A 20,911-nucleotide genomic window follows, 5' to 3' on the forward strand; every position below is an offset into this window, starting at 1 on the left:
GAGGCACCTATGGGACTCACCGTAGCGGAAAAACTCATTGAAACTCACTTGGTCTCTGGTTCTCTGAAAAGAGGAGAACCAATAGCCATAAAAATAGACCAGACTTTGACCCAGGACGCTACCGGCACCATGGCCTATCTTGAGTTTGAGGCTATTGGTATTCCCCGGGTAAAGACTGAACTTTCTGTTTCCTACGTGGATCATAATCTTTTGCAAACTGATTTTCGTAATGCCGATGACCACCGCTTTTTGCAAAGCATAGCCGCCAAGTACGGCCTCTGGTTTTCCAGGCCTGGAAACGGCATCTGCCACCAGGTTCATCTTGAGCGCTTTGCAAGGCCGGGCAAAACCTTGCTTGGTTCAGATTCCCATACTCCTACTGCCGGTGGCTGTGCCATGCTAGCTATAGGGGCTGGTGGGCTTGATGTGGCTATGGCCATGGCTGGAAAGCCCTTTCACCTAATAATGCCCCGCATTATAGGGGTTCATCTTACTGGTAAGCTTCCACCCTGGGTTTCGGCAAGAGACGTAGCCCTCTGGATGCTGCGTAAGCTCACGGTTAAAGGAGGGCTTGGCAAAATTATTGAATACTTTGGCGAGGGGTTATCTTCTCTTTCAGTGCCTGATAGGGCCACTATCGCCAACCTTGGCACTGAAATGGGTGCTACTACTTCTGTTTTCCCTTCAGACAAAATAACCCTTGCCTGGCTTAAAGCTCAAGGGCGAGACGAAGAATGGCAAGAGCTTTTAGCTGACCCTGAGGCTAAATACGACGAAATTATTGAGCTTGACTTATCTTCCCTTGAACCACTGGCCGCCTGTCCTTCTTCACCTGATAATGTTAAGCCGGTAACCGAGCTTGAAGGCCTTCCTGTGGCTCAGGTCATTGTGGGCTCCTGTGCCAATTCTTCTTTGCGGGATTTACTGGTGGTCGCCAAGGCCTTAAAAGGCAAAAAAGTACATCCTTCGGTTTCTTTTGAGATTAATCCTGGCTCACTTCAGGTGCTTGAAAATCTAGACGTCCTGGGAGCCTTGCAGGACTTAATTCATGCCGGAGCGAGAATTCATCAAAGCGGTTGCCTTGGCTGTATTGGCATGGGCCAAGCCCCGGCTACAGGTACTATTTCTTTGCGCACCTTTACCCGCAATTTCCCCGGCCGTTCGGGTACTAAAAACGATCAGGTTTATCTGGTAAGCCCAGAAGTGGCGGTAGCTGCAGCCTTAACCGGTGAATTTACTGACCCGAGGAAACTTGGTGCTTATCCAGAAATTGGGCTTCCTGAGCGCTTTATCATAAACGATGCCCTTCTTCTGCCTCCGCTTCCAGAAGAGCAGGCCGCCAAAGTGGAAATCATAAGAGGCCCTAATATTGTGCCTCTGCCTCAGTTTGAACCCATGCCTGAAGAGTTGCGCTGTCAGGTGTTGTTAAAAGTAGGTGACAATATTACTACCGACCACATTATGCCCGCAGGGGCCAAGATTCTTCCTCTGCGCAGCAATCTCCCCGCTATCAGTGAATATGTATTCTCAAATATTGATCCGGAATTTGCTAAAAAAGCCCTGGCCTTAAAAGAGCAGGGCAGATGGATAGCCGTAGTAGGTGGTGAGAACTACGGCCAGGGTTCTTCACGTGAGCACGCCGCGCTTGCCCCAAGATACTTAGGGGTTAGAGCTAAACTGGCCAAAAGCTTTGCCAGAATTCATAAGGCCAACCTTATAAATTTTGGTATTCTTCCAGTTACTTTCGCTGATCCTGATGATTACGAAAAAATATCCCAGGGAGATGAACTAATCTTTAAAAAGGTAAGACAAGTGCTTTCTGAGGGAAGAGATAGGCTTGAAATTGAAATTCTCGGTAAAGGAACTATTTACGGAAAGATTGACCTTACCGAAAGAGACAGGCAAATAATCCTAGCTGGCTCTTTATTAAATTTAGCTAAGGAAGGCTAATGCGCATTTTAAACAAACTTATAATTTTACTATTTGCTCTCTTTGGTCTTTTTATTGTTTTAGGGAAGCCTTTTGTTTATTACTACACTGATTACCTGTGGTATCATGATCTGGGTTTTGAACGGGTCTTCTTTCTTAAGTTCTGGCTCCAGAGTTTGCTTTTTTTTGTAATTGGTGGTTTAACAGGCGTTCTTTTTTACTTAAACGGCTATCTGGTCCATAAAACAGCGGTTAAAACCGGGGCCTTTGCCGATTTCTTTGACCCCAGGTTTCGGATTTGGGTAGGCGAAAAATATCGTCTGCTTTTAAAGCTAATTTCTTTGGTTCTGGCCATTATTTTAGGTCTTTCCGCGGCCCCTTTCTGGGAAGAGGCTATCCTTTTTGTAAAGGCAACTCCTTTCGCCAAAGCTGACCCACTTTTGGGTCTGGATATCTCTTTTTATGTATTTAAGCTCCCCTTTTTGCGCTATTTGGCCAACTTTGGATTTGTTCTCTGGGTTTTATGTGCTGGCACCGGCTTTTTTCTTTTTCTGGTGCTTGGTCATATCAGAAGCTCCCAGACCAGTAAGCTAGTTCTCACCACGCCTTTCAGGCGATATCTGGCCTTGATGCTTGCCCTTTTCTTTTTGCGCTTGGCCTTTGATCTATGGCTTGACAGGGCGGACTTACTTTTTGACGAACGAGGAGTGGTCTTTGGGGCAGGTTTTACTGAGGCCAAGGTAATGCTACCCGTGCTAAATGCCCTGGTAATAGTTTCTCTGGTCTCAGCGGTATTGGCGGCTATTTTTGTTTTTCGCCCCCGTAAAGAGATTTTGATTGGCCTGGTCCTGGCTTACGCCGGGCTTTATTTTGTGGGGCTTAAGTTTTTACCTGGCGTAGTTCATAAATACATCGTTCAACCAAACGAGCTTGAGCGAGAAAAGAAATACCTGGCTTACGAAATAAAAGCTACTAGAGAAGCCTTTGGCCTGGACAAGGTAGATGAACAGGAATTTAAATTCGGGCCTCCTCTTACCAAAGAAGTTCTAGCCCGCAATCAAGATACCATCAAAAATATAAGGCTTTGGGACCATCAGCCTTTGCTTGAAACTTTCAGCCAAATTCAAGAAATTCGTACTTATTACAAATTTATTTCTGTAGATAATGACCGCTATAAAATTAATAATGAATTGCGTCAGGTGATGTTATCCGCCCGCGAACTTTCTTATGAAGATTTACCAAGCCGTTCCTGGATTAATGAACATTTAGTTTATACTCACGGTTATGGTTTGACTTTAGGTGTTGTCAATGAAGTTACCGAAGAAGGTTTACCTAAACTGTTGATTAAAGATATCCCGCCGGTTTCAGAGTGTGACTTAGAAGTCAAACAACCTGCCATTTATTTTGGAGAAATTGCTAACGAATATGTGATTGTGCGCACTAAAGCGAGAGAATTTGATTATCCCGCTGGAGAAGAAAATGTTTACACGACTTATAACGGAACCACGGGAGTAAGTATCGGTTCACTTCCCAGAAGGCTCCTTTTTGCTATTCGTTTTGGTTCAAGCAAGATTCTTTTGTCTGGAGACATTACTTCAGAAAGTAAAATTCTTTACCATCGTTCCGTTGCTGAACGGGTTCGTAAGGCGGCTCCTTTTATTTTCTTTGATGCTGACCCTTATCTCGTTATTGGTAATGACGGAAGGCTTTTCTGGTTTGTAGATGGCTATACAGTATCTAATCGTTATCCTTACTCTCGTCGAGTTAAGGGAGTAGGCAATTACGTGAGAAACTCTGTGTTGGCCGTAGTTGATGCCTACAACGGCAATATTTCTTTCTACTTAAAAGATGCCACCGACCCGATAATTAGAACTTATGCCAAGATTTTTCCGGGCATGTTTAAGCCTATTACCGATTTGAGAGAAGACTTACGTCGTCATATAAGGTATCCCCATAAATTATTTTTGCTTCAGGCCAAGCTTTTTGGGGCCTATCACATGGAAGATCCGCGGGTTTTTTATAACCAGGAAGACCTTTGGGAAATACCTAAGAGCCTTCGTGATGAGCGCCGTTATATGAAGCCTTATTACACCATAATGAAGCTTCCTGGTGAGGATAAGGCGGAATTTATTTTAATGATACCTTTTAACCCGGCCAAAAAGCACAATTTGGCGGCCTGGATGTGTGTGCGCTGTGATCCTGAAAATTATGGCCAGATGCTGGTTTATCGTTTCCCCAAACAAAAACTGGTTTATGGGCCACAGCAGATTGAGAGCCGTATTAACCAGGACCCTGAGATTTCGCGCCAGCTTTCTCTGTGGGATCAGCGCGGTAGCAGGGTAATCCTTGGAACCCTTCTTATTATTCCCATTGAAGGTAATTTACTTTATGTTCAGCCGCTATATTTGAAGGCGGAGTCAGGTCAGATTCCAGAGCTTAAACGGGTTATTGTGGCCTATGAGAACGAGATAAAGATGGCGCCTACCCTTGAAGGGGCTTTAAACGCCATATTCGGCGAGATTGAAAAGAAGCCTAAGGCTACGGCTCAGATGCAAAAGATTCGCCAGGAAATACTTCCTTCTTTAAAGCCTATTTTTGATATTTATCTTCAGGCTGAAGAGGCCTTAAAGCAGGGTGATCTTGAAAAATTTGGAAGACTCTGGCGCAAACTGGGAGAATTATTGAAGAATAAACCTTAATCTTAGGCGAAGCAGCCTCCGTGGCGATTTCTAGGACTCCTGCGCCCGCGTTCGGGACAGTGATTACTTTGTCGGCCCTGCGGGCCTTCCCGTAATGACCCGGCTGGGCCACTTAGCTGCCGCTACTATGGAGGCTTTGTGAAAGCTTTGTCGTGAAAAAATGCACGGATTAATGCAAAGGTTTTATTGTTGTTGCTTTTAAGGCCTTAGATTATATTAAAATTATGCTGTTATTCTTGGTTTTTCTATTCTTTCTAGGGATAATTGAACCGGTTTTTGCTGTTCAGGTTCACGGTCCTCCCGAAGGCTTTTACTCTCATATGCTCGCTCACGTTATTTTTGTGGTAGCTATACTATTTCTTCTTTACTTTTTACGTCAGAATCCTGAAGGAAAAATTCAGCCATGGCGTTATTTCCGTTGGTCTTTATTCTTTTTTTTGTTGTGGAATTTAGACGCGATGGCTGCCCATTTTTTAAAAAGAGAATTGCCAGAGGAAGCTTTTTATTTGCCAGCTAATCCTTTTGAACATGTATTATTAGGCCCATTAAGCTGGAAGAAATGGGCCTTCTATATTACTCATTTAGACCATTTACTTTGTGTTCCTGCTATGTTTTTTCTAATGCAGAGTTTAAGGCATTTTTATTATACAAAAAGAGACTTATGAACTCTCTTCCTTTATACCCTATATATTCCGTAGATTTTTTGGGCTCTTTTTTGATGCTTTTGCTCTCTTTTGCTACTTTGGGTTATGCAAGAAGATTAAGGAAAGAACATCCTAAAAGTGTTCTTTTTATTTATCTTTTCGGTTTATCTACCGCTTTTGTTGCCTTTTCTATTTCTAGAAGCATTGGTCATATGCTTCGTTTTATTTTTATTTATGCTGGAGTAGCTAATTGGTGGAAATCGTTAGCTCCAATTTCTGGAAGTTTAAATTCGATCTGTTTTGTAACTATAGCTGCTCTTTCTTTTGTCTATCCTAGTGTTCAGCATGTTATAGCACTTGTTAGATCAGATGCTGAAAAGTTAAGAAAAGCTAAAGAAGATTTAGAAAGAATTAATCAGGAATTAAGAGAATTACACCAGACATTAGAAGATAAGGTTCGTCAAAGAACTCAAGAACTTTTGGTTTCTGAGAGTAAATTTAGGCGATTATTTGAATCTTCTGGAGAAGCTATTTTTTTCTGTGATTCACAGGGAAGAATTTCAGATATTAATCCAAGTGGAGTAGCTTTACTTGGATTTAATGATAAGAATGAACTCATTGGTCAGCCGATGGTGAACTTTTTTGCCGAAAAGAAAGATTGGCAAGAATATGTTAGAACTACGTGTCAAAGTGGATTTATTAAGGATTTTGAGACTAAATTAATAGCCAAAGATGGCCAAGAAAAATATGTCATTATTACTGCCCATGCTACTAAAAAATCTAGTGGTTGCAAAATAGGTTTTGAAGGAATAGCGAAAGATATTACTAGCTATCGTAAGATGACTGAAAAATTAATTTATTCAGAGAAAATGGCTTCACTTGGCCAATTGGCTTCAGGTATCGCACATGAAATTAATACTCCTCTTAATATAATCTTAGGCTATGCCCAAATGCTTAAAAAAGACTTTAAAGATAAGCCGGATGTATTTGAAGAATTATCTATAATTGAATCTCAGGCTGAAGTTTGTAAGAAGATAGTGTCTGACTTATTAAGTTTTGCTAGATCTTCTGATAAATCTTATTCTAAATTGGATATTTCGGTTAATGACTGTATTTTGCAAACAGTTGATATTGTCAAGCATACTTTTGAAAGAGATGGAATAAAATTTTATTTAGAATTGTCTAAAGATATTCCTTATATTGAAGCTGATCCTGATAAATTGCGTCAGGTTTTTCTTAATTTATTGAATAATAGTAGAGATGCTATTGGTAATAATGGTTTGATCTTTATTAAAACTTATCTAGAAGATAAATCTCTTGTTGTAGAATTTGGAGATAATGGTTGTGGTATCTCTCCGGATATTAAAGATAAAATTTTTGATCCATTTTTTACGACTAAGCCTCCTAGAAAAGGAACGGGATTAGGTTTATCTGTGTCATATGGCATTATCCAGGAACATAATGGAAAATTTGAAGTTTATTCTCCTCCAAAAAATCCATATCATCTGAGCTTAGGCTTAAAAACAGTATTTGTTATTACTCTTCCTACTGATGATAAATCTTCTTAAGGGAGTTTTTTATGGAACCTAAAATTTTAGTAGTTGACGATGAGCCTCATATGACGAGAATGCTTAAACGTCTTTTTAAAGAAATTTCTAATGCAGAAATTAAGACATCTTTATCTGGGGAAGAGGCACTTCAACTATTATCGAAATTTTCGCCAGAAGTTGTTGTGACTGATATAAAAATGGAAGGTATTGATGGCATAGTGTTATTAAAAGAAATTCTGAAAATCGATCCCACTATTTCTGTTATCCTTATTACTGGCTATGGCACTGTCGAAATGGCTGTAGAGGCACTAAAAGCTGGTGCTTATGATTTTATTCAAAAGCCTTTTGATAGCGATCATATTTTACATGTTGTTAAGAGAGCTTTAGAAAGAACTCATCTTTTAAGAGAAAACTTGCGCTTAAGGGATCAAGTTTTTTCTTGTGCCTGGGAAAAATTGGGCATTATAGGTGAATCTCCAGCTATTAAACGTATTCTAAATATAGTTGAAAGAATAGCTCCTACTGATGTTCCAGTCTTAATAAGAGGGGAGTCTGGTACAGGCAAGGAACTTATTGCCAGAGCTATTCATGTTTTAAGTGAAAGGCGAGAAAAAGAGATGGTTGTAGTGAATTGTCCTGCTGTCCCAGAACATATTTTAGAATCGGAGCTTTTTGGCTATTTAAAAGGTGCTTTTACCGGAGCGAATTCAGATAAAAAAGGGCTTTTCCAAATGGCAAATGGTTCTACTATCTTTTTGGATGAAATAGGAGATATTTCTTTAAATGTTCAGACTAAATTATTAAGAGTTTTACAAGAAAAAGAAATTAGACCACTAGGTTCTACAAAAACTATCTCTGTTGATGTAAGAATAATTGCTTCCACCAATCAAGATTTGGAAGCAAAAATAAAACGAGGAGAATTTAGAGAGGATCTCTATTATCGTTTAAATGTCGTTACTTTAGAATTGCCCCCTTTAAAAGAAAGAAAAGAAGATATATTGCCTTTAGCATATCATTTCTTAAAAAAATATTCTGAAAAATATCAACGACCAATTGAAGGGTTTAGTTCGGAGGCCTTAGAGTTTTTGGTAAATAATCCTTGGCCTGGAAATATTAGAGAACTTCAGAATGTTATTAGGAGAGCAGTCTTATTATGTCAGGGAAATGAAATAAAACTCTTGGATCTAATGGATAAAAAAATAGAAATTATGCCGAATTGCTTTGATATCCTTTTTGATAAGCCCTATGTTCAAGCTAAAAAAGAATTAGTTGAGAAATTTTCGCGCAACTATATAGAAAAACTTCTTTCAAAGACTCAAGGCAATGTTACCCAAGCTGCACGTCTGGCAGGCATGGAAAGACAAGCTTTTCAGCGTTTAATGCGTCAATTTCAGATTAAATCTGAAGATTTTCGTTAGAGTTCGTTGCACCTGCAACAAAAAAGTTGCACTACTCGCTTCTAATTTTTTCTTTCTTTCATTGGAAATTCCTTAAATTGGGGGTTTTTTCCCTTTCAAGTAGTTTTTAAATTTTGGCCTCTATTTTGCTTATCAGTTTAAAGAAGACTTATTTGTATTTGGAAAAAGTACAAGGGGGGTGAGATATCAAAGAGTTAGAAATTTCGGTTCCAATTGATAGGCAAATCTTTTTAAGAACTTTTAAGGAGGAGGAGGAATGGATCGTATAAGAAAATTTTCTAAACTTTTGATGCCTGTCTTTATCGTATTGGTAGTTGCCTGGATTTATTGTCTTTATTCTGGAGTGCAGGCTTCAGAAGAAGCTAAGCAAATGGCTAATGAGGCCCAAAAAGCAGCTGCTGCCGGAGTTGCTGCCACTAAGGCTGCTGGAGAGGTAGCTGGTTGTAATCTTTTGCTTAATAACGATTTGGGCTTAAAGGGCAAATTAGGTGCTATAATCGCTAAAACCCCGGTTTGCACGCCCACTTGTACGGAAGGCTGCGTAGATCCCAATGCCCCTCGCGGCTATCTAGGAATTCCCGGGGCCCCGAAACCTAGCCCTATAGGCGGTCTTCTCTGGGCTATTTGGGTAGGTTGGATCTTTTCAACGGTAGGTGCTTTCGGCGGTATTATGGCGGGTGTTGGTCATATTACCATTTTTGGTCTGGCTAATTACGCCAAAAGCTTCAAGAAAACCAATCCAGCTCTCAACAAGTTTCTAACTGATACTATACGTGTATCGAACATGTTCTTAGTGGGATTAAGCGCTTTCGTTTCTACGGTGAACTACTGGCGAATGAAGCGTATTGTTTGGCCTTTGGCCATAGCTTTGGCTATTGGTGCGGTAGGTGGAGCCTTTGGTATTGCTGAGCTTACAGCCGGAAAAATTAGTTTGAAATCATACATTGGTTACTTTGGTTTGGCCGTTTTTGCCGTAGCTGGTTTTATGTTTTACGGTACCACCGAGCGGGCCCGTGCTAAAAGAAAAGCTGCTCGCGAAGCGGCCAAGCGTTTTGAAGAAGCGGCTAAAAAAGGCGGTGAGGCCGAAGGTGTTAAAGTCGTCTCTTTTGGTCTGACTAAGTGTGTATTCACCTTCTACGGAGTAGAGTTTAAGTTTAACCCCCTTCTAGCCGCTTTCGGTGGCTTGGTGATCGCTACCATAGCGGTTTTCTTAGGTATAGGTGGTGGATTCTTGTTGGTTCCGTTTATGACCGACGTGGTTAAGCTTCCTATGTTCATCGTAGCTGGTACTTCTGCTTTTGTTGTTCTCATTAAGATGATTATGGGTATTTTTACTTACATGGTTCTTAAAGGTGTTCAGGTATGGTGGCCCCTTATCGGCACGGAGCTAGTAGGTATTTTTATTGGTTCTATGGTAGGGCCTCGTACTCAGAAATACATTCCTGACATTTGGTTGAAGAGACTCTTCGTAGTGTTAGCCATCTATGTAGGCCTTAGATATACCTCCAAGGGCTTCTTGGGGAAGAGCATCGTACCTCCTTATTAAGTCAAATTATAGGGGGCCACTGGCCCCCTCCTTTTAGGAGGAATTATGCAAGATTGGATTATATATTTAGACAAAGTTTTTTTGCCTTTTTACCGCCTACTTTCAGATCCAGTGTTAGCTTATTTTCTCGGAACGTTTATTTTAGCGGTTATATGTGTCTTTTTAGGTGAGTTTTTAGTAGGTATAGCTTTTTATGCTAATCGACATTATGTAAAAAAATTAACCGATGACCTAGTTAATTGGAATAATCTTTCTGTTGAAGCAGTTAAAAAGGGAGACACAGAGGCTTATCATACTTTTAATAAAGAAGCTAATGAAGTTTATGGTAAGCTTTTTTTTCTAACTATTGCTCATTCAGCGGCTTTTTTAATTCCTATTCCTTTTGTGCTTGCCTGGATGCAATTTAAATTTGGTGGTGTGGAGTTTCCTTTGCTTTTTAATGTGCCTTTTATTGGCAATAGTGTAAGCTATATATTTACCTTTATCGTTTTATATCTACCAGCTTATTGGCTTTTTAAAAAAGTAAAAAATAGGCTTCCTATTTATCGTTATTTTAATCAAATAATGCAAGAAAGTAGTGAAGCTGTGAAGGAAATGAAAAGTTTAGCTGATTTGTTGGAAGAACGCGTCAAAGCTTCAAAGGCTAAACATAAAAATATTGTTAAATCAAAAGCTTAAGGGGGAGGTTATGGGAGAGAAAAGAACAGTTTATTCCATATGTGGTATGTGCTCGGTTAGATGCCCCATCGCCGTAGAAGTTGAAGACAATGAAGTTCTCTGGATTTCAGGCAATCCTCACGACCAGGGCATAAAAACCGGAATTTGTGCCAAAGGTATTGCTGGTCGGACCTTGCTAAAGGATACCGAAAGACCACTTTCCCCTTTGATAAGAGAAGGTGAGAGAGGTTCTGGAAAGTGGCGCAGTGTCAGCTGGGACGAGGCCTTGGATTACGTAGCTGACAAACTTAAAAAGATAATAGACGAATACGGGGGGCGGGCGGTTCTTTTAAGTGACCGAGGCGGGCCTTTCGGGGAATACCGAAAGGCCTTTCTCAAGGCTATAGGATCACCGAACTACTGTAATCATGATGTTACCTGTGCCATGTCAGTAAACCATGCGGCCCTTTCTCTTTTTGGTTTTGGGAGGAAGACTCTTAACTACGATTACAAAAATGCCAAGCATATTATTCTTTATGGCCGCAACATCATGGAAGCCATAAAGATAAAAACTACCAAAGCGGTGCTGGATGCTTTGGATAAAGGAGCCAAGCTGACTTATATTGACCCGCGCTATAGTGTTACGGCTTCTAAAGCTACTCGCTGGTGGAAAATCTGGCCCGGAACTGACTATGCCCTTAATTTGGCCCTAATTCACATACTTATTAAAGAAAGCCTTTACGATAAAGAGTTTGTATCGCGCTGGTTAGATGGTTTCGAGCACTTGGCTAATTTTGTTGAGCCTTACACCCCCGAGTGGGCGGAAAAGGAAACCGGGATTCCTGCTCATGAAATGTATGAATTTTGTCGTGAAGTGGCCCAAGATGCCCCGCACGTAATCTTTCATCCTGGCTGGATGAGGGCCCGTTACTTACAGGCCTTCTGGGAAATCAGAACTACCTATCTGTTGAATATTTTGTTGGGAGCAATAGAAGTTCCAGGCGGCCTTTTCTTTATGAAAGGGCCGGGGGATGCCGGTAAAAAAGGCCTTAATAGCATCGGAGAGAACCTGCCCAAAGTAGAAGAAAAGCGGGCCGACGGAGTGGGCTGGAAGTATCCTCACATCAATAAAGGGCCAGGATTGTTGCACCGAGCCTTTGAAGCCATAAAAACCGGAGATCCTTATCCGCTTAAGGCTTACTTTGTCCATCGTCATGATCCTTTGACGGGCCTGCCTGACCCCGAAGCCCAGGTAGAAATATTTAAAAACCTGGATTTACTCGTGGTAATAGATGTTAACTGGAGTGAAACCTCTAAATACGCTGACGTTATTTTGCCGGAGTGCACTTATCTTGAACGCTCTGATCTTATCGCTACGCAAAAAGGGCTAAAACCCGGCTTTCGTATAAGGACAGCGGCTATTAAGCCTCAATACGATACCAAGCCTGGTTGGTGGATATACTTACAGTTAGCCAAACGCTTGGGGAAAGGGGAACATTTCCCCTATGAAACCATTGAAGATCTGTGGCAGAAACAACTTGAGGGTACTGGCGTTTCGGTAGAAGATATACAGAAAAAGGGATTTATTTCTTTAACAGACAAACCAATTTGGTATGACCGTGAGGAAAAACTTCCCTTTAAGACAGCTTCAGGAAAAATTGAGATTATCGCCAAAAAGTGGGAGGAAGCTGGTATCCCTTCCTTAAAACCCTATGAGTCACCCGAAAAACCACCTGCTGGAAAGTTCAGGTTACTCTTTGGTCGTTGTGCCTGGCAGACACACGGCATGTGGCAAAACAATCCGGCTCTGCATCCTTATCTCAAGGAGAATGTTCTCTGGATTAATGACCAGGTGGCCAAAGAAATGGGTCTTAAAACCGGAGACACAGTAATCGTTAGAAACGGAAATTATGAAAAGAAAATAAAGATTTTTGCCACTGAGCTCATACATCCAGAAGCCGTCTATATGCTCCATGGTTTTGGCCGGACCGTGCCTCAACAGACCAGGGCTTATCAAAAGGGTGTGGCTGACCAGAGGCTGGAGATAGGCTTGCTAGATGTATATGACCCAGCTGGTGGAGCTAACGCCCTTTGTGAATGTTTTATAGAAGTTGAACCAGTAAAGTAAAACATGAGGAGGTAGCAAATGGCTAAATATTATATTTATCATAATCCCCAGAGGTGTATTGGTTGCTTGGCTTGTGAGCTTAGTTGTACTGATTGGAAAGGTTTGCCTTTTGGTTCGGCTAACTGTCGTATTTTTCGTTTCGGGCCGGAGAAAATTCACGGTAAAGAAAATATGACTTTTATTTATAACTCTTGCTTTCATTGTGAGAGGGCTTTTTGTGTAGAAGCCTGCCCTACGGGGGCTCTTTTTAAAAGAAATGAAGACGGGATTGTGGCCTTTAAAGAGGATTTGTGTATTGGCTGTCGGGCCTGTATAATGGCCTGTCCCTGGGGTATTCCTCAGTGGAATTCATTAAAAGGCACTATTCACAAATGTGATTATTGCGTAGAGCGCCTCGATAAAGGTCTTGAACCCGCCTGTGTTACTCGTTGTCCGATGGAGGCCCTAAAATTCGTAAAGGTAGAAGATGTGAGCAAACTAAAGCGCACTTCTTGGTTGAAAGAGACATTTAAAAAAGACGTAGCTCATGCAGCGGAGTTTTAAGCTCGCATAAATTTTCACAAATTTTTAATAATTAACTTAAAAATGAAAGAAATTGAGATTTTTTTTGGGGTTCTTTATTTAGGAATTATTAATTATTTGTATTGACAAAATTGAATTTTAATGGATGAAATAAGGCGTCCGTTGAAAATAAAGGATCTTTAGGAGGTTAAATGAAAAGCTATACTATTGAGCACGATCCATCAAAATGTGACGGATGCCAAAAATGTGTAGAAGCTTGTCAAAAAGGGCATAATTTGCCAAAGGGGGTTTCTAACTGTCGTATTCTCAAGTTACGAGTAGTAAAAGATGGTGAAGTAAAAGATATGTATGCCTATTTTTCTTGTATGCAATGTAAAAAACCCAAGTGTGCTGACGCTTGCCCTACAGGGGCTATGTACAGAGAAAACGACATAGTTTTTATAAATAGACAACTTTGTGTAGGATGTCTCAATTGTATTTTTGCCTGTCCCTGGGGTGTTCCAGTTTTTGACGAAGTGAACGGGTTAGTTACCAAATGCGATTTGTGTTATGATCGGGTAAAGGCTGGTAAAAAACCTTACTGTGTTGAAGCATGTCCTAATGAAGCTTTAGTGGTTAAAGAGAAAAAGGCTCCAGCAAAAAAGGCGGCTAAGAAGCCTAAGGCTAAGGCTTCGGCTAAGGCTAAAACACAAATATCAGAATCTCCGACCTCTAACGCTGGATAGGAGGAGTATAGATGGAAGTATCTCTCAGCTTAAAATACATCCCGATTTTGATAACAGCTCTTATCGTTTTCGTTATCGGTTTGGCCATGGTAATTATTAATCAGATATTGGGGCCCAAACGGCCTTATGCCGAAAAATACCTCGCCTACGAGTGCGGTCTTCCCCCTACAGGCGAAACGAGACATAGATTTGATATTAAGTTCTATGCTATAGCTATCCTTTTTGCTGTGTTTGATGTGGAGGCAGTTTTTCTCTATCCTTGGGCCATCACCTTTGATCAGATAGGCTTTTTTGCTTACGTAGAAATGGTAGTTTTTATCGCTCTTCTTTTAGTGGCCTATTTTTACGCCTGGATCAGGGGAGGTTTTCAATGGGATTAAAAGGCACTGTAAAAGTCGCAGAAGGTATACAGCAGGTTCCAGGTACAGGAGTTTATGTTACCACCTTCGATAAAATTATAAATTGGGCTCGGGCTGGTTCTATGTGGCCGGTTACTTTTGGCTTGGCCTGATGTGCCATTGAGATGATGGCCGCAGGTGCGAGCCACTTTGACTTAGACCGCTTTGGCATAATTTTCAGGGCTTCTCCGCGTCAGGCTGACGTATTGATTGTGGCTGGAACAGTTACCAAGAAAATGGCCCCTATTGTGCGTCGGGTTTATGACCAGATGCCTGAGCCTCGCTATGTCATTGCCATGGGAAGTTGTGCGTGTTCAGGGGGAGTTTTTAGAACTTATTCTACGGCGCAGGGTTGTGATGAGTTTTTGCCCGTAGATGTCTATATTCCTGGTTGCCCTCCAAGGCCTGAGGCCTTGCTTGAAGGCCTTATGAAGCTTCAGCAAAAGATCCGTAGTGAACATAACCGGTGGGGCAGTTTTCGCTAAGGAGGCGGTATGTTGGCGATAGAGATGCTAAAAGAAAACTTTCCAGACGAAATCATCGAAGAAGGAGAAAGTGCTGGCCAGCCCTATGTGGTGGTTAAAAAAGAAAAAATTGTAGAAATTTTGAGATTTTTGCATGATAAACCAGAATTGTTGTTTGATCATTTGGCAGATCTCACCGCGGTTGACTGGTTTAAAAAGAAAACCCCGCGGTTTGAGATAGTCTATAACCTCTTTTCCATTCGCTATAAGCAATTTTTAAGGGTCAAGGCTCAAGTTTCAGAAGAAGATCCACAGATTGATTCAGTCACATCTATATGGAAAGTGGCCAATTGGTTTGAGCGCGAAGTCTATGACATGTTCGGTATTACCTTTAAAGGGCATCCTGACTTGCGGCGCCTAATTATGCCTGAGGATTGGCAGGGTTATCCTTTACGCAAAGAGCACCCACTGGCCTTAGAAGGCGAAAGCGAATGGCAGGAATATAAAAAACTAAAAGAAAAGGCCAAAGAGTTTGCCCAATATGATTGGTACCAGCGAATTCCTCAAGGCCAAAAAGATATGACTGAAAGCCTGCCTGAAGAACAGGAGGAAGCCGATGCCACAAGCGCTTGAGATTATAAAAAAGCAAATTGATGCTGAAGAGTGGGATGAGCCTTACTACGTAAATATGGGGCCTCAGCACCCAGCTACCCACGGAGTGCTGAGATTATTTCTTGAGCTAGATGGTGAATATATTATTCATTGTGATCCCATTATAGGTTACTTGCATAGAGGTATAGAAAAATTAGGAGAAACCTTTACTTATTCCCAGAATATAGTTCTTACTGACCGTCTGGACTATATTGCTTCCGCGGCTAATAACGTAGGCTATTGTTTGGCCGTGGAAAAACTCATGGGTCTTGAAGTGCCACGCCGGGCCCAGATCCTTAGAGTAATTGTGTGTGAAATGGCCCGTATTGCCAGCCATTTGTTATGGCTAGCTACCCACGCCTTAGACATCGGGGCCATGACGGTCTTCCTCTATTGTTTTAGAGATCGTGAATGGCTTCTTAATATCTTTGAAGAAATATGTGGAGCACGCCTTACTCATACTTATCCCTGTATCGGTGGGGTACGCCTAGATTTTACGCCTCATATTATTGAAGAACTCTATAAGTTTACCGAGGAGTTTCCCAATCGTATCCCAGAATATGAAACTCTTATTGACGTTAACCGTATATGGCTTAAGAGAACCAAAGGCGTTGGCGTAGTTTCTGCAGAAAAGGCGGTAAACCTGGGTTTAACTGGGCCTTCCCTTAGAGGTTCTGGTGTCCGTTACGATCTTCGTAAAACGGTTCCCTATCTCATTTACGATGAGCTTGATTTTGAAATGGCGGTGGAATACGAGGGCGATGTGTACGCAAGATACCGGGTGCGTATGAAAGAGATGCGTGAGTCTAACAAAATTATCCGTCAATGTCTCGATAAATTGGCAGAGTGTGAGGGCGAGCCAGTCATAGCGGAAGATGCTCCAGGACTATTTATGCCGTTTAATAAACCCAAAAAGCCTCAAGCGGCCCCTCACCCTAAGAAAATTTATTTGATAAAAGGAGTGGAAGTTCCGGTAGTGCCTGAAGGTGATGTTTATGTAGCTACGGAAGTCCCCAAAGGTGAACTGGGTTTTTACATTGTGAGCGATGGCTCAGGGCACCCCTGGCGTATGCGCATAAGGACTCCTTCATTTGTGCACATATCTGCTATTCCTGACCTATGTGAAGGTCAGATGGTAGCCGACATTATCGCCGTCATAGGCTCTATAGACATTGTTTTGGGAGAATGTGATAGATAGAGAGGTTAGCCATGGATGTACAGGGAGCATATAACGCTGCTAATTACTTTTTGTTAAAGTACTTGGGTATTTCTTTGTTTAAGGCCTTAATAGTTGTTGTAGTTGCTCTTTTACACGTGGCCTATATCACGTATGTGGAACGAAAAGTAATAGGGCGCATGCAGCAAAGGCTTGGGCCTAATAGGGTAGGGCCACGAGGTCTGCTTCAGCCCATCGCTGACGTTTTAAAGCTCATTACCAAGGAAGATATTATTCCGAGCTCGGTTGATAGCCGCTGGGTCTTTATCATTGCTCCTTTCATCAGCCTAGTAGCTGGAGCCACAAGTTTAGCGGTAATTCCCATATGGAAAAATTTTGTGGTAACTAACGTTAACGCTTCTCTTCTAGTTGTTTTGGCTATGAGCTCTCTTTCTTCCTTTGGAGTTATTCTGGCTGGTTGGGCCTCTAACTCGCGTTATAGCTTTCTTGGTGGTCTTCGGGCTGGAGCGCAGGTGGTTAGCTACGAGATAGCCATGGCCCTTTCTTTAGTTGGGGTAATGATGCTAGCTGGTTCCATGAATCTTACGGAAATCGTTAAGGCCCAGATAGCAAGCCCCTTTAAAATATACGCCATCCCCCAAATTATTGGCTTTTTCGTTTTCATGATAGCGGCTATTGCCGAGACCAACCGTACTCCCTTTGACCTTCCTGAAGCGGAAACCGAACTGGTAGCTGGATACTTCGTTGAATATAGCGGTATTAGGTTTGCGCTCTTTTACCTCGCGGAATATTTCGGCATGGTGGTCATGTCCATGCTGGCGGTAGTGTGTTACCTGGGTGGCTGGTATGGCCCTTTTGATATCCCTGGTCTTCCCATGTTTTGGTTTTTACTAAAGCTTTATTTTCTCATCTTTTTCTACATTTGGGTAAGGGCCACACTTCCTCGTTATCGTTATGACCAGCTAATGGGATTGGGCTGGAAAGTGCTTATTCCGCTTTCTCTTTTAAACATAGTGATCACCGGGTTCATAAAGATTTTGGTTTAGAAGCAGAGTAGAAAAGAGCAGGAGGCGCTATGGGTTTAATTAAGACAGTCTTTCTCACAGAGATAATGAAGGGGTTGTCTCTTACCCTTCGTAAGCTTTTTGCTAAACCGGTTACCATTCAATACCCAGAAGTTAGAAAAGAGCCCGCTCCTGGTTTTAGAGGCCGTCATGCCCTGGTGCGTGACCCTGAAACTGGAAAAGACCGCTGTGTAGGATGTTACCGCTGTGCCCAGGTCTGCCCTTCTCGTTGTATTTTTATTGAAACTGAACGCGATCCTGAAACCAGAAAGCGTATAGTAACCCGCTACGATATAGATGCCTTGCGCTGTGTTTATTGTGCTTTTTGTGTGGAAGTATGTCCGGTAAACGCTTTAGTGCTTACAGAATTTTACGAGTATTCAGGTTACAGTCGCGAAGAGCTTTACTTTACCAAAGAAAAGTTATTGCAAAATTGGGATGAATTTATCGTAACGCAGAAGCGGCCATATTTTAATCCTTTCTGGAAACCTCGCGGAGTGCCAGAAAAGATGCTTCCTGGACCAAAAAGAAAGGCGGAGGGTATCTAATGGAAGCCTTGTTATCAAAGATAGTTTTTCTGTATTTGGCGGCGGTGATTATAGCTACGTCTATTTTGGTAATTACTAACCGTAACGCGGTGCACGCCGTGTTATGGATGTTGGTCATGTTCTTTCATCAGGCGGTACTCTTTATCACTCTTGATGCTGAATTTTTAGCCGCTATTCAGATAATTGTCTATGCCGGTGCGGTTTTAGTGCTGTTTTTGTTTGTGGTTTATATGATCAACCTGCGCACCGAACTCAAAATAAAAAATTTCATGGATTTTTGGCCAGCTGCGCTTCTCGTATCCATTGCTTTACTCATTTTGATAGCCAAAGGAATCGGCTCTCTTAAATTACCAGCACCAGTTGGAGACATGACACCTGAACGTATTCTGGCCGAAGGCCACGCCAAGATTTTGGGCAAGGCCCTTTTTACTGAACATATTCTTTCCTTTGAAGTGGTAGGTGTGCTTTTGTTGGTGGCGGTTCTGGGTGCCGTGGTGCTTACTAGACGAATTCGCATGAAAGGAGAAGAGGCATGATTCCTGTTTCGTGGTTTGTTTTTTTAACTCTTATTCTTTTTAGTATCGGTGCCTTGGGTTTTATGGTCAGGCGCAATGTTATCATAATGCTTATGTGCGTGGAAATAATGCTAAATGCAGTCAACATTAGCCTGGTGGCATTTGGAAGAGCGCTTGAGCATACTGTGGCTCACGTTTTGGTGTTTTTCGTCATCGCGATTGCCGCGGCAGAGGCGGCCATTGGCCTGGCTTTAGTAGTGCTTCTTTTTAAGAAAACTAGGGAAGTACACATGGACGAATTTCGTATCTTAAAGGGGTAACCTATGGAATACGTAATCTGGATACCGCTATTACCGTTAATGGCAGCTACGATAACTTTGATTTTTGGGCGTTGGTATATCAGGAAGCAGGCTCACTGGTTACCTTGTATAGCGGTGTTTGGGTCTTTTCTCCTTTCATTTAAGGCCCTTTTGGAGGTTATTGGTGGAGCCAGGGCCAATTTTGACCTTTATTCCTGGGTTATTGCCGACACTTTTCACGCGGCTATAGGTTTCCAGATTGACCCTCTTTCGGTTTTGATGCTCGCCATGGTCTCTTTTCTTTCGTTTTTGATTCATGTCTATTCTATAGGTTACATGGAAGATGACCCGGGTTACTATCGTTTCTTTGCCTATATATCCCTCTTTACTTTTTCCATGTTGATGCTTGTTTCGGCCAACAACTTCTTGCAGCTCTTCTTTGGTTGGGAAGCGGTGGGTCTTTGTTCTTATCTCTTGATTGGCTTCTGGTATCAGAAAAAGAGTGCGGCTGATGCGGCCAAAAAGGCCTTTATTGTCAACCGCTTTGGTGATTTTGGCTTTGCCCTGGGTGTTTTTCTGGTCTTTTTAACCTTTGGAACCATCTACTATGACGATGTTTTTGCCAGAGTGCACGAAATCGCCCATACCACGGTCAATGTCTTAGGAGTTGAAGTCCTTTTGGCCACGCTAATAGCGGTGCTACTCTTTTGTGGGGCTATGGGTAAAAGTGCCCAGTTTCCGCTACACGTCTGGTTGCCTGACGCTATGGAAGGTCCCACTCCTGTTTCGGCTTTGATTCACGCCGCTACCATGGTAACGGCCGGTGTATTTATGGTGTGTCGCTGCCACGAGATATTTGAACTCTCTCACGTGGCTATGGCCATAGTGGCGGCGGCAGGAATGATCACTTGTTTCATGGCCGCGACCATTGCACCTACTCAATTCGATATAAAAAGAGTTATTGCTTACTCCACCCTTTCTCAGCTTGGCTACATGTTTATGGCCTGTGGGGTAGGGGCCTTTGCCGCGGGTATGTTTCATCTGTTTACCCACGCTTTTTTTAAGGCCCTTCTCTTTCTTGGAGCAGGAAGCGTCATGCACGCCATGCACCATGCTCCTGACCCTACAGACATGCGCTATATGGGCGGCTTAAGAAAGTATATGCCCATAACCTTTGCTACTTTTCTGATTGCCTCACTTTCTATTTCCGGAATTCCAGGGCTGGCGGGCTTTTTCAGTAAAGACGAAATTCTCTGGCTTTCTTTTGTTTCTGAATACCCCTGGGGCAAACTGGTATGGTTTGTGGGAACCTTGGTGGCAGGTCTTACAGCTTTTTACTCTTTTCGCGTAGTTTTCATGACCTTCTTTGGTGAGTTTCGCGGCAAAGAAGTGCTTCACGGTCACGAACCTCACGAGTCTCCGCCGGTGATGACCATACCATTGATGATTTTAGCCGTGGGTGCGGTGGTTACCGGCTGGTTAGGAGTGCCACATGTCCTTGGTGGCCATAACCATTTCGCCAAGTTCTTAGAGCCGGTTCTCGGGCATCCTCATGAATATTTGCCCTACTGGCTTTACGGCAAAAAAGAATGGCTTGAGCTTTTCTTGATGGCCATTTCAGTGGGAGTTGGGGTGCTTGGTATAGCTGTAGCTTATGTAGTTTACATCAAGAAACCCGAACTTCAGCGTTTTATTCCAGAGAGATTCCCGGCTCTTTATCGTTATCTCTATAACAAGTGGTACTGGGATGAAATTTATGACGCTACTATTGTCAAGCCTACCTTTTTTACCGCGCGGTCTATTGTGCAGGGTGTAATTGATTCCATACTCATTGAAGGTGTGGTAAACGGGGTGCCTGATCTTTTGAGGCGAGGTGGAGCATCTTTAAGGCGGCTTCAAAATGGAGTGGTGCAGACCTATGCTTTGATTATGGCCACTGGTGCCGCCATAGTTTTATTGCTGGTTTATTTCTTTTAG

At 42.3% G+C, this 20,911-nt stretch carries 18 protein-coding genes and 1 pseudogene; all 19 read left to right on the forward strand.

Translation table 11 applies throughout. From position 1 onward, the window contains the following. The first annotated feature begins 9 nt into the window (after nucleotides 1-9). The 19 genes and pseudogenes from THEIN_RS08230 (at nucleotide 10) to nuoL (ending at nucleotide 20,911) form a co-directional block, all read left to right on the forward strand. Entirely contained in the window at nucleotides 10-1,950 is a 1,941-nt protein-coding gene (locus THEIN_RS08230) for an aconitate hydratase (protein WP_013908217.1), read from the forward strand. Next, complete coding sequence (locus tag THEIN_RS08235; RefSeq protein WP_013908218.1) at nucleotides 1,950-4,628, forward strand: UPF0182 family membrane protein; 2,679 nt, start codon at nucleotides 1,950-1,952, stop codon at nucleotides 4,626-4,628. Before THEIN_RS08230 ends, THEIN_RS08235 begins: the two co-directional genes overlap by 1 nt. 224 nt (nucleotides 4,629-4,852) lie before the next feature. After that, nucleotides 4,853-5,293: a hypothetical protein gene (locus tag THEIN_RS11705; protein ID WP_013908219.1), complete on the forward strand. Its 441-nt coding sequence runs from the start codon at nucleotides 4,853-4,855 to the stop codon at nucleotides 5,291-5,293. After that, nucleotides 5,290-6,840, forward strand: a complete 1,551-nt coding sequence (locus THEIN_RS08245; RefSeq protein ID WP_013908220.1) for a two-component system sensor histidine kinase NtrB — start codon at nucleotides 5,290-5,292, stop codon at nucleotides 6,838-6,840. The genes THEIN_RS11705 and THEIN_RS08245 overlap by 4 nt, the downstream gene beginning before the upstream one ends. 11 nt (nucleotides 6,841-6,851) lie before the next feature. After that, complete coding sequence (locus THEIN_RS08250; protein WP_013908221.1) at nucleotides 6,852-8,240, forward strand: sigma-54-dependent transcriptional regulator; 1,389 nt, start codon at nucleotides 6,852-6,854, stop codon at nucleotides 8,238-8,240. Nucleotides 8,241-8,496: 256 nt separating this feature from the next. Continuing rightward, complete coding sequence (locus tag THEIN_RS08255) at nucleotides 8,497-9,786, forward strand: sulfite exporter TauE/SafE family protein (protein WP_013908222.1); 1,290 nt, start codon at nucleotides 8,497-8,499, stop codon at nucleotides 9,784-9,786. 45 nt (nucleotides 9,787-9,831) lie between these two features. Then, nucleotides 9,832-10,464, forward strand: a complete 633-nt coding sequence (locus THEIN_RS11710) for a hypothetical protein (protein WP_013908223.1) — start codon at nucleotides 9,832-9,834, stop codon at nucleotides 10,462-10,464. A gap of 10 nt (nucleotides 10,465-10,474) precedes the next feature. Next, a complete protein-coding gene (locus tag THEIN_RS08265; protein WP_013908224.1) occupies nucleotides 10,475-12,571 on the forward strand; it encodes a molybdopterin-dependent oxidoreductase in 2,097 nt (698 codons plus the stop codon). A gap of 18 nt (nucleotides 12,572-12,589) precedes the next feature. Next, the gene (locus THEIN_RS08270; protein WP_013908225.1) at nucleotides 12,590-13,114 is read left to right on the forward strand and encodes a 4Fe-4S dicluster domain-containing protein; all 525 of its coding nucleotides are present in this window, start codon (nucleotides 12,590-12,592) and stop codon (nucleotides 13,112-13,114) included. A 170-nt stretch (nucleotides 13,115-13,284) separates the two neighbouring features. Beyond that, entirely contained in the window at nucleotides 13,285-13,818 is a 534-nt protein-coding gene (locus THEIN_RS08275) for a 4Fe-4S dicluster domain-containing protein (protein ID WP_013908226.1), read from the forward strand. An 11-nt stretch (nucleotides 13,819-13,829) separates the two neighbouring features. After that, a complete protein-coding gene (locus THEIN_RS08280; RefSeq protein WP_013908227.1) occupies nucleotides 13,830-14,198 on the forward strand; it encodes an NADH-quinone oxidoreductase subunit A in 369 nt (122 codons plus the stop codon). After that, nucleotides 14,189-14,701: pseudogene (locus THEIN_RS08285) on the forward strand (NuoB/complex I 20 kDa subunit family protein). Before THEIN_RS08280 ends, THEIN_RS08285 begins: the two are co-directional and overlap by 10 nt. A gap of 9 nt (nucleotides 14,702-14,710) precedes the next feature. After that, entirely contained in the window at nucleotides 14,711-15,313 is a 603-nt protein-coding gene (locus THEIN_RS08290) for an NADH-quinone oxidoreductase subunit C (RefSeq protein ID WP_013908229.1), read from the forward strand. Continuing rightward, nucleotides 15,297-16,529 (forward strand): NADH-quinone oxidoreductase subunit D, encoded by a 1,233-nt coding sequence (locus THEIN_RS08295; RefSeq protein WP_013908230.1) that lies wholly within the window; start codon nucleotides 15,297-15,299, stop codon nucleotides 16,527-16,529. Before THEIN_RS08290 ends, THEIN_RS08295 begins: the two co-directional genes overlap by 17 nt. A gap of 11 nt (nucleotides 16,530-16,540) precedes the next feature. Further along, nucleotides 16,541-17,554, forward strand: coding sequence for an NADH-quinone oxidoreductase subunit NuoH (nuoH, locus tag THEIN_RS08300; protein ID WP_013908231.1), 1,014 nt, complete (start codon nucleotides 16,541-16,543; stop codon nucleotides 17,552-17,554). A 29-nt stretch (nucleotides 17,555-17,583) separates the two neighbouring features. Beyond that, nucleotides 17,584-18,120, forward strand: coding sequence for an NADH-quinone oxidoreductase subunit NuoI (gene nuoI, locus THEIN_RS08305; RefSeq protein ID WP_013908232.1), 537 nt, complete (start codon nucleotides 17,584-17,586; stop codon nucleotides 18,118-18,120). Beyond that, nucleotides 18,120-18,656 carry an NADH-quinone oxidoreductase subunit J family protein gene (locus THEIN_RS08310; RefSeq protein ID WP_013908233.1) on the forward strand — a complete coding sequence of 179 codons (537 nt, stop codon included), beginning with the start codon at nucleotides 18,120-18,122 and terminating at the stop codon, nucleotides 18,654-18,656. Before nuoI ends, THEIN_RS08310 begins: the two co-directional genes overlap by 1 nt. Next, nucleotides 18,653-18,955 carry an NADH-quinone oxidoreductase subunit NuoK gene (gene nuoK / locus THEIN_RS08315; RefSeq protein WP_013908234.1) on the forward strand — a complete coding sequence of 101 codons (303 nt, stop codon included), beginning with the start codon at nucleotides 18,653-18,655 and terminating at the stop codon, nucleotides 18,953-18,955. The genes THEIN_RS08310 and nuoK overlap by 4 nt, the downstream gene beginning before the upstream one ends. A 3-nt stretch (nucleotides 18,956-18,958) precedes the next feature. Further along, nucleotides 18,959-20,911, forward strand: a complete 1,953-nt coding sequence (nuoL, locus tag THEIN_RS08320; RefSeq protein WP_013908235.1) for an NADH-quinone oxidoreductase subunit L — start codon at nucleotides 18,959-18,961, stop codon at nucleotides 20,909-20,911.

Source organism: Thermodesulfatator indicus DSM 15286, assembly GCF_000217795.1.
GTDB lineage: Bacteria > Desulfobacterota > Thermodesulfobacteria > Thermodesulfobacteriales > Thermodesulfatatoraceae > Thermodesulfatator > Thermodesulfatator indicus.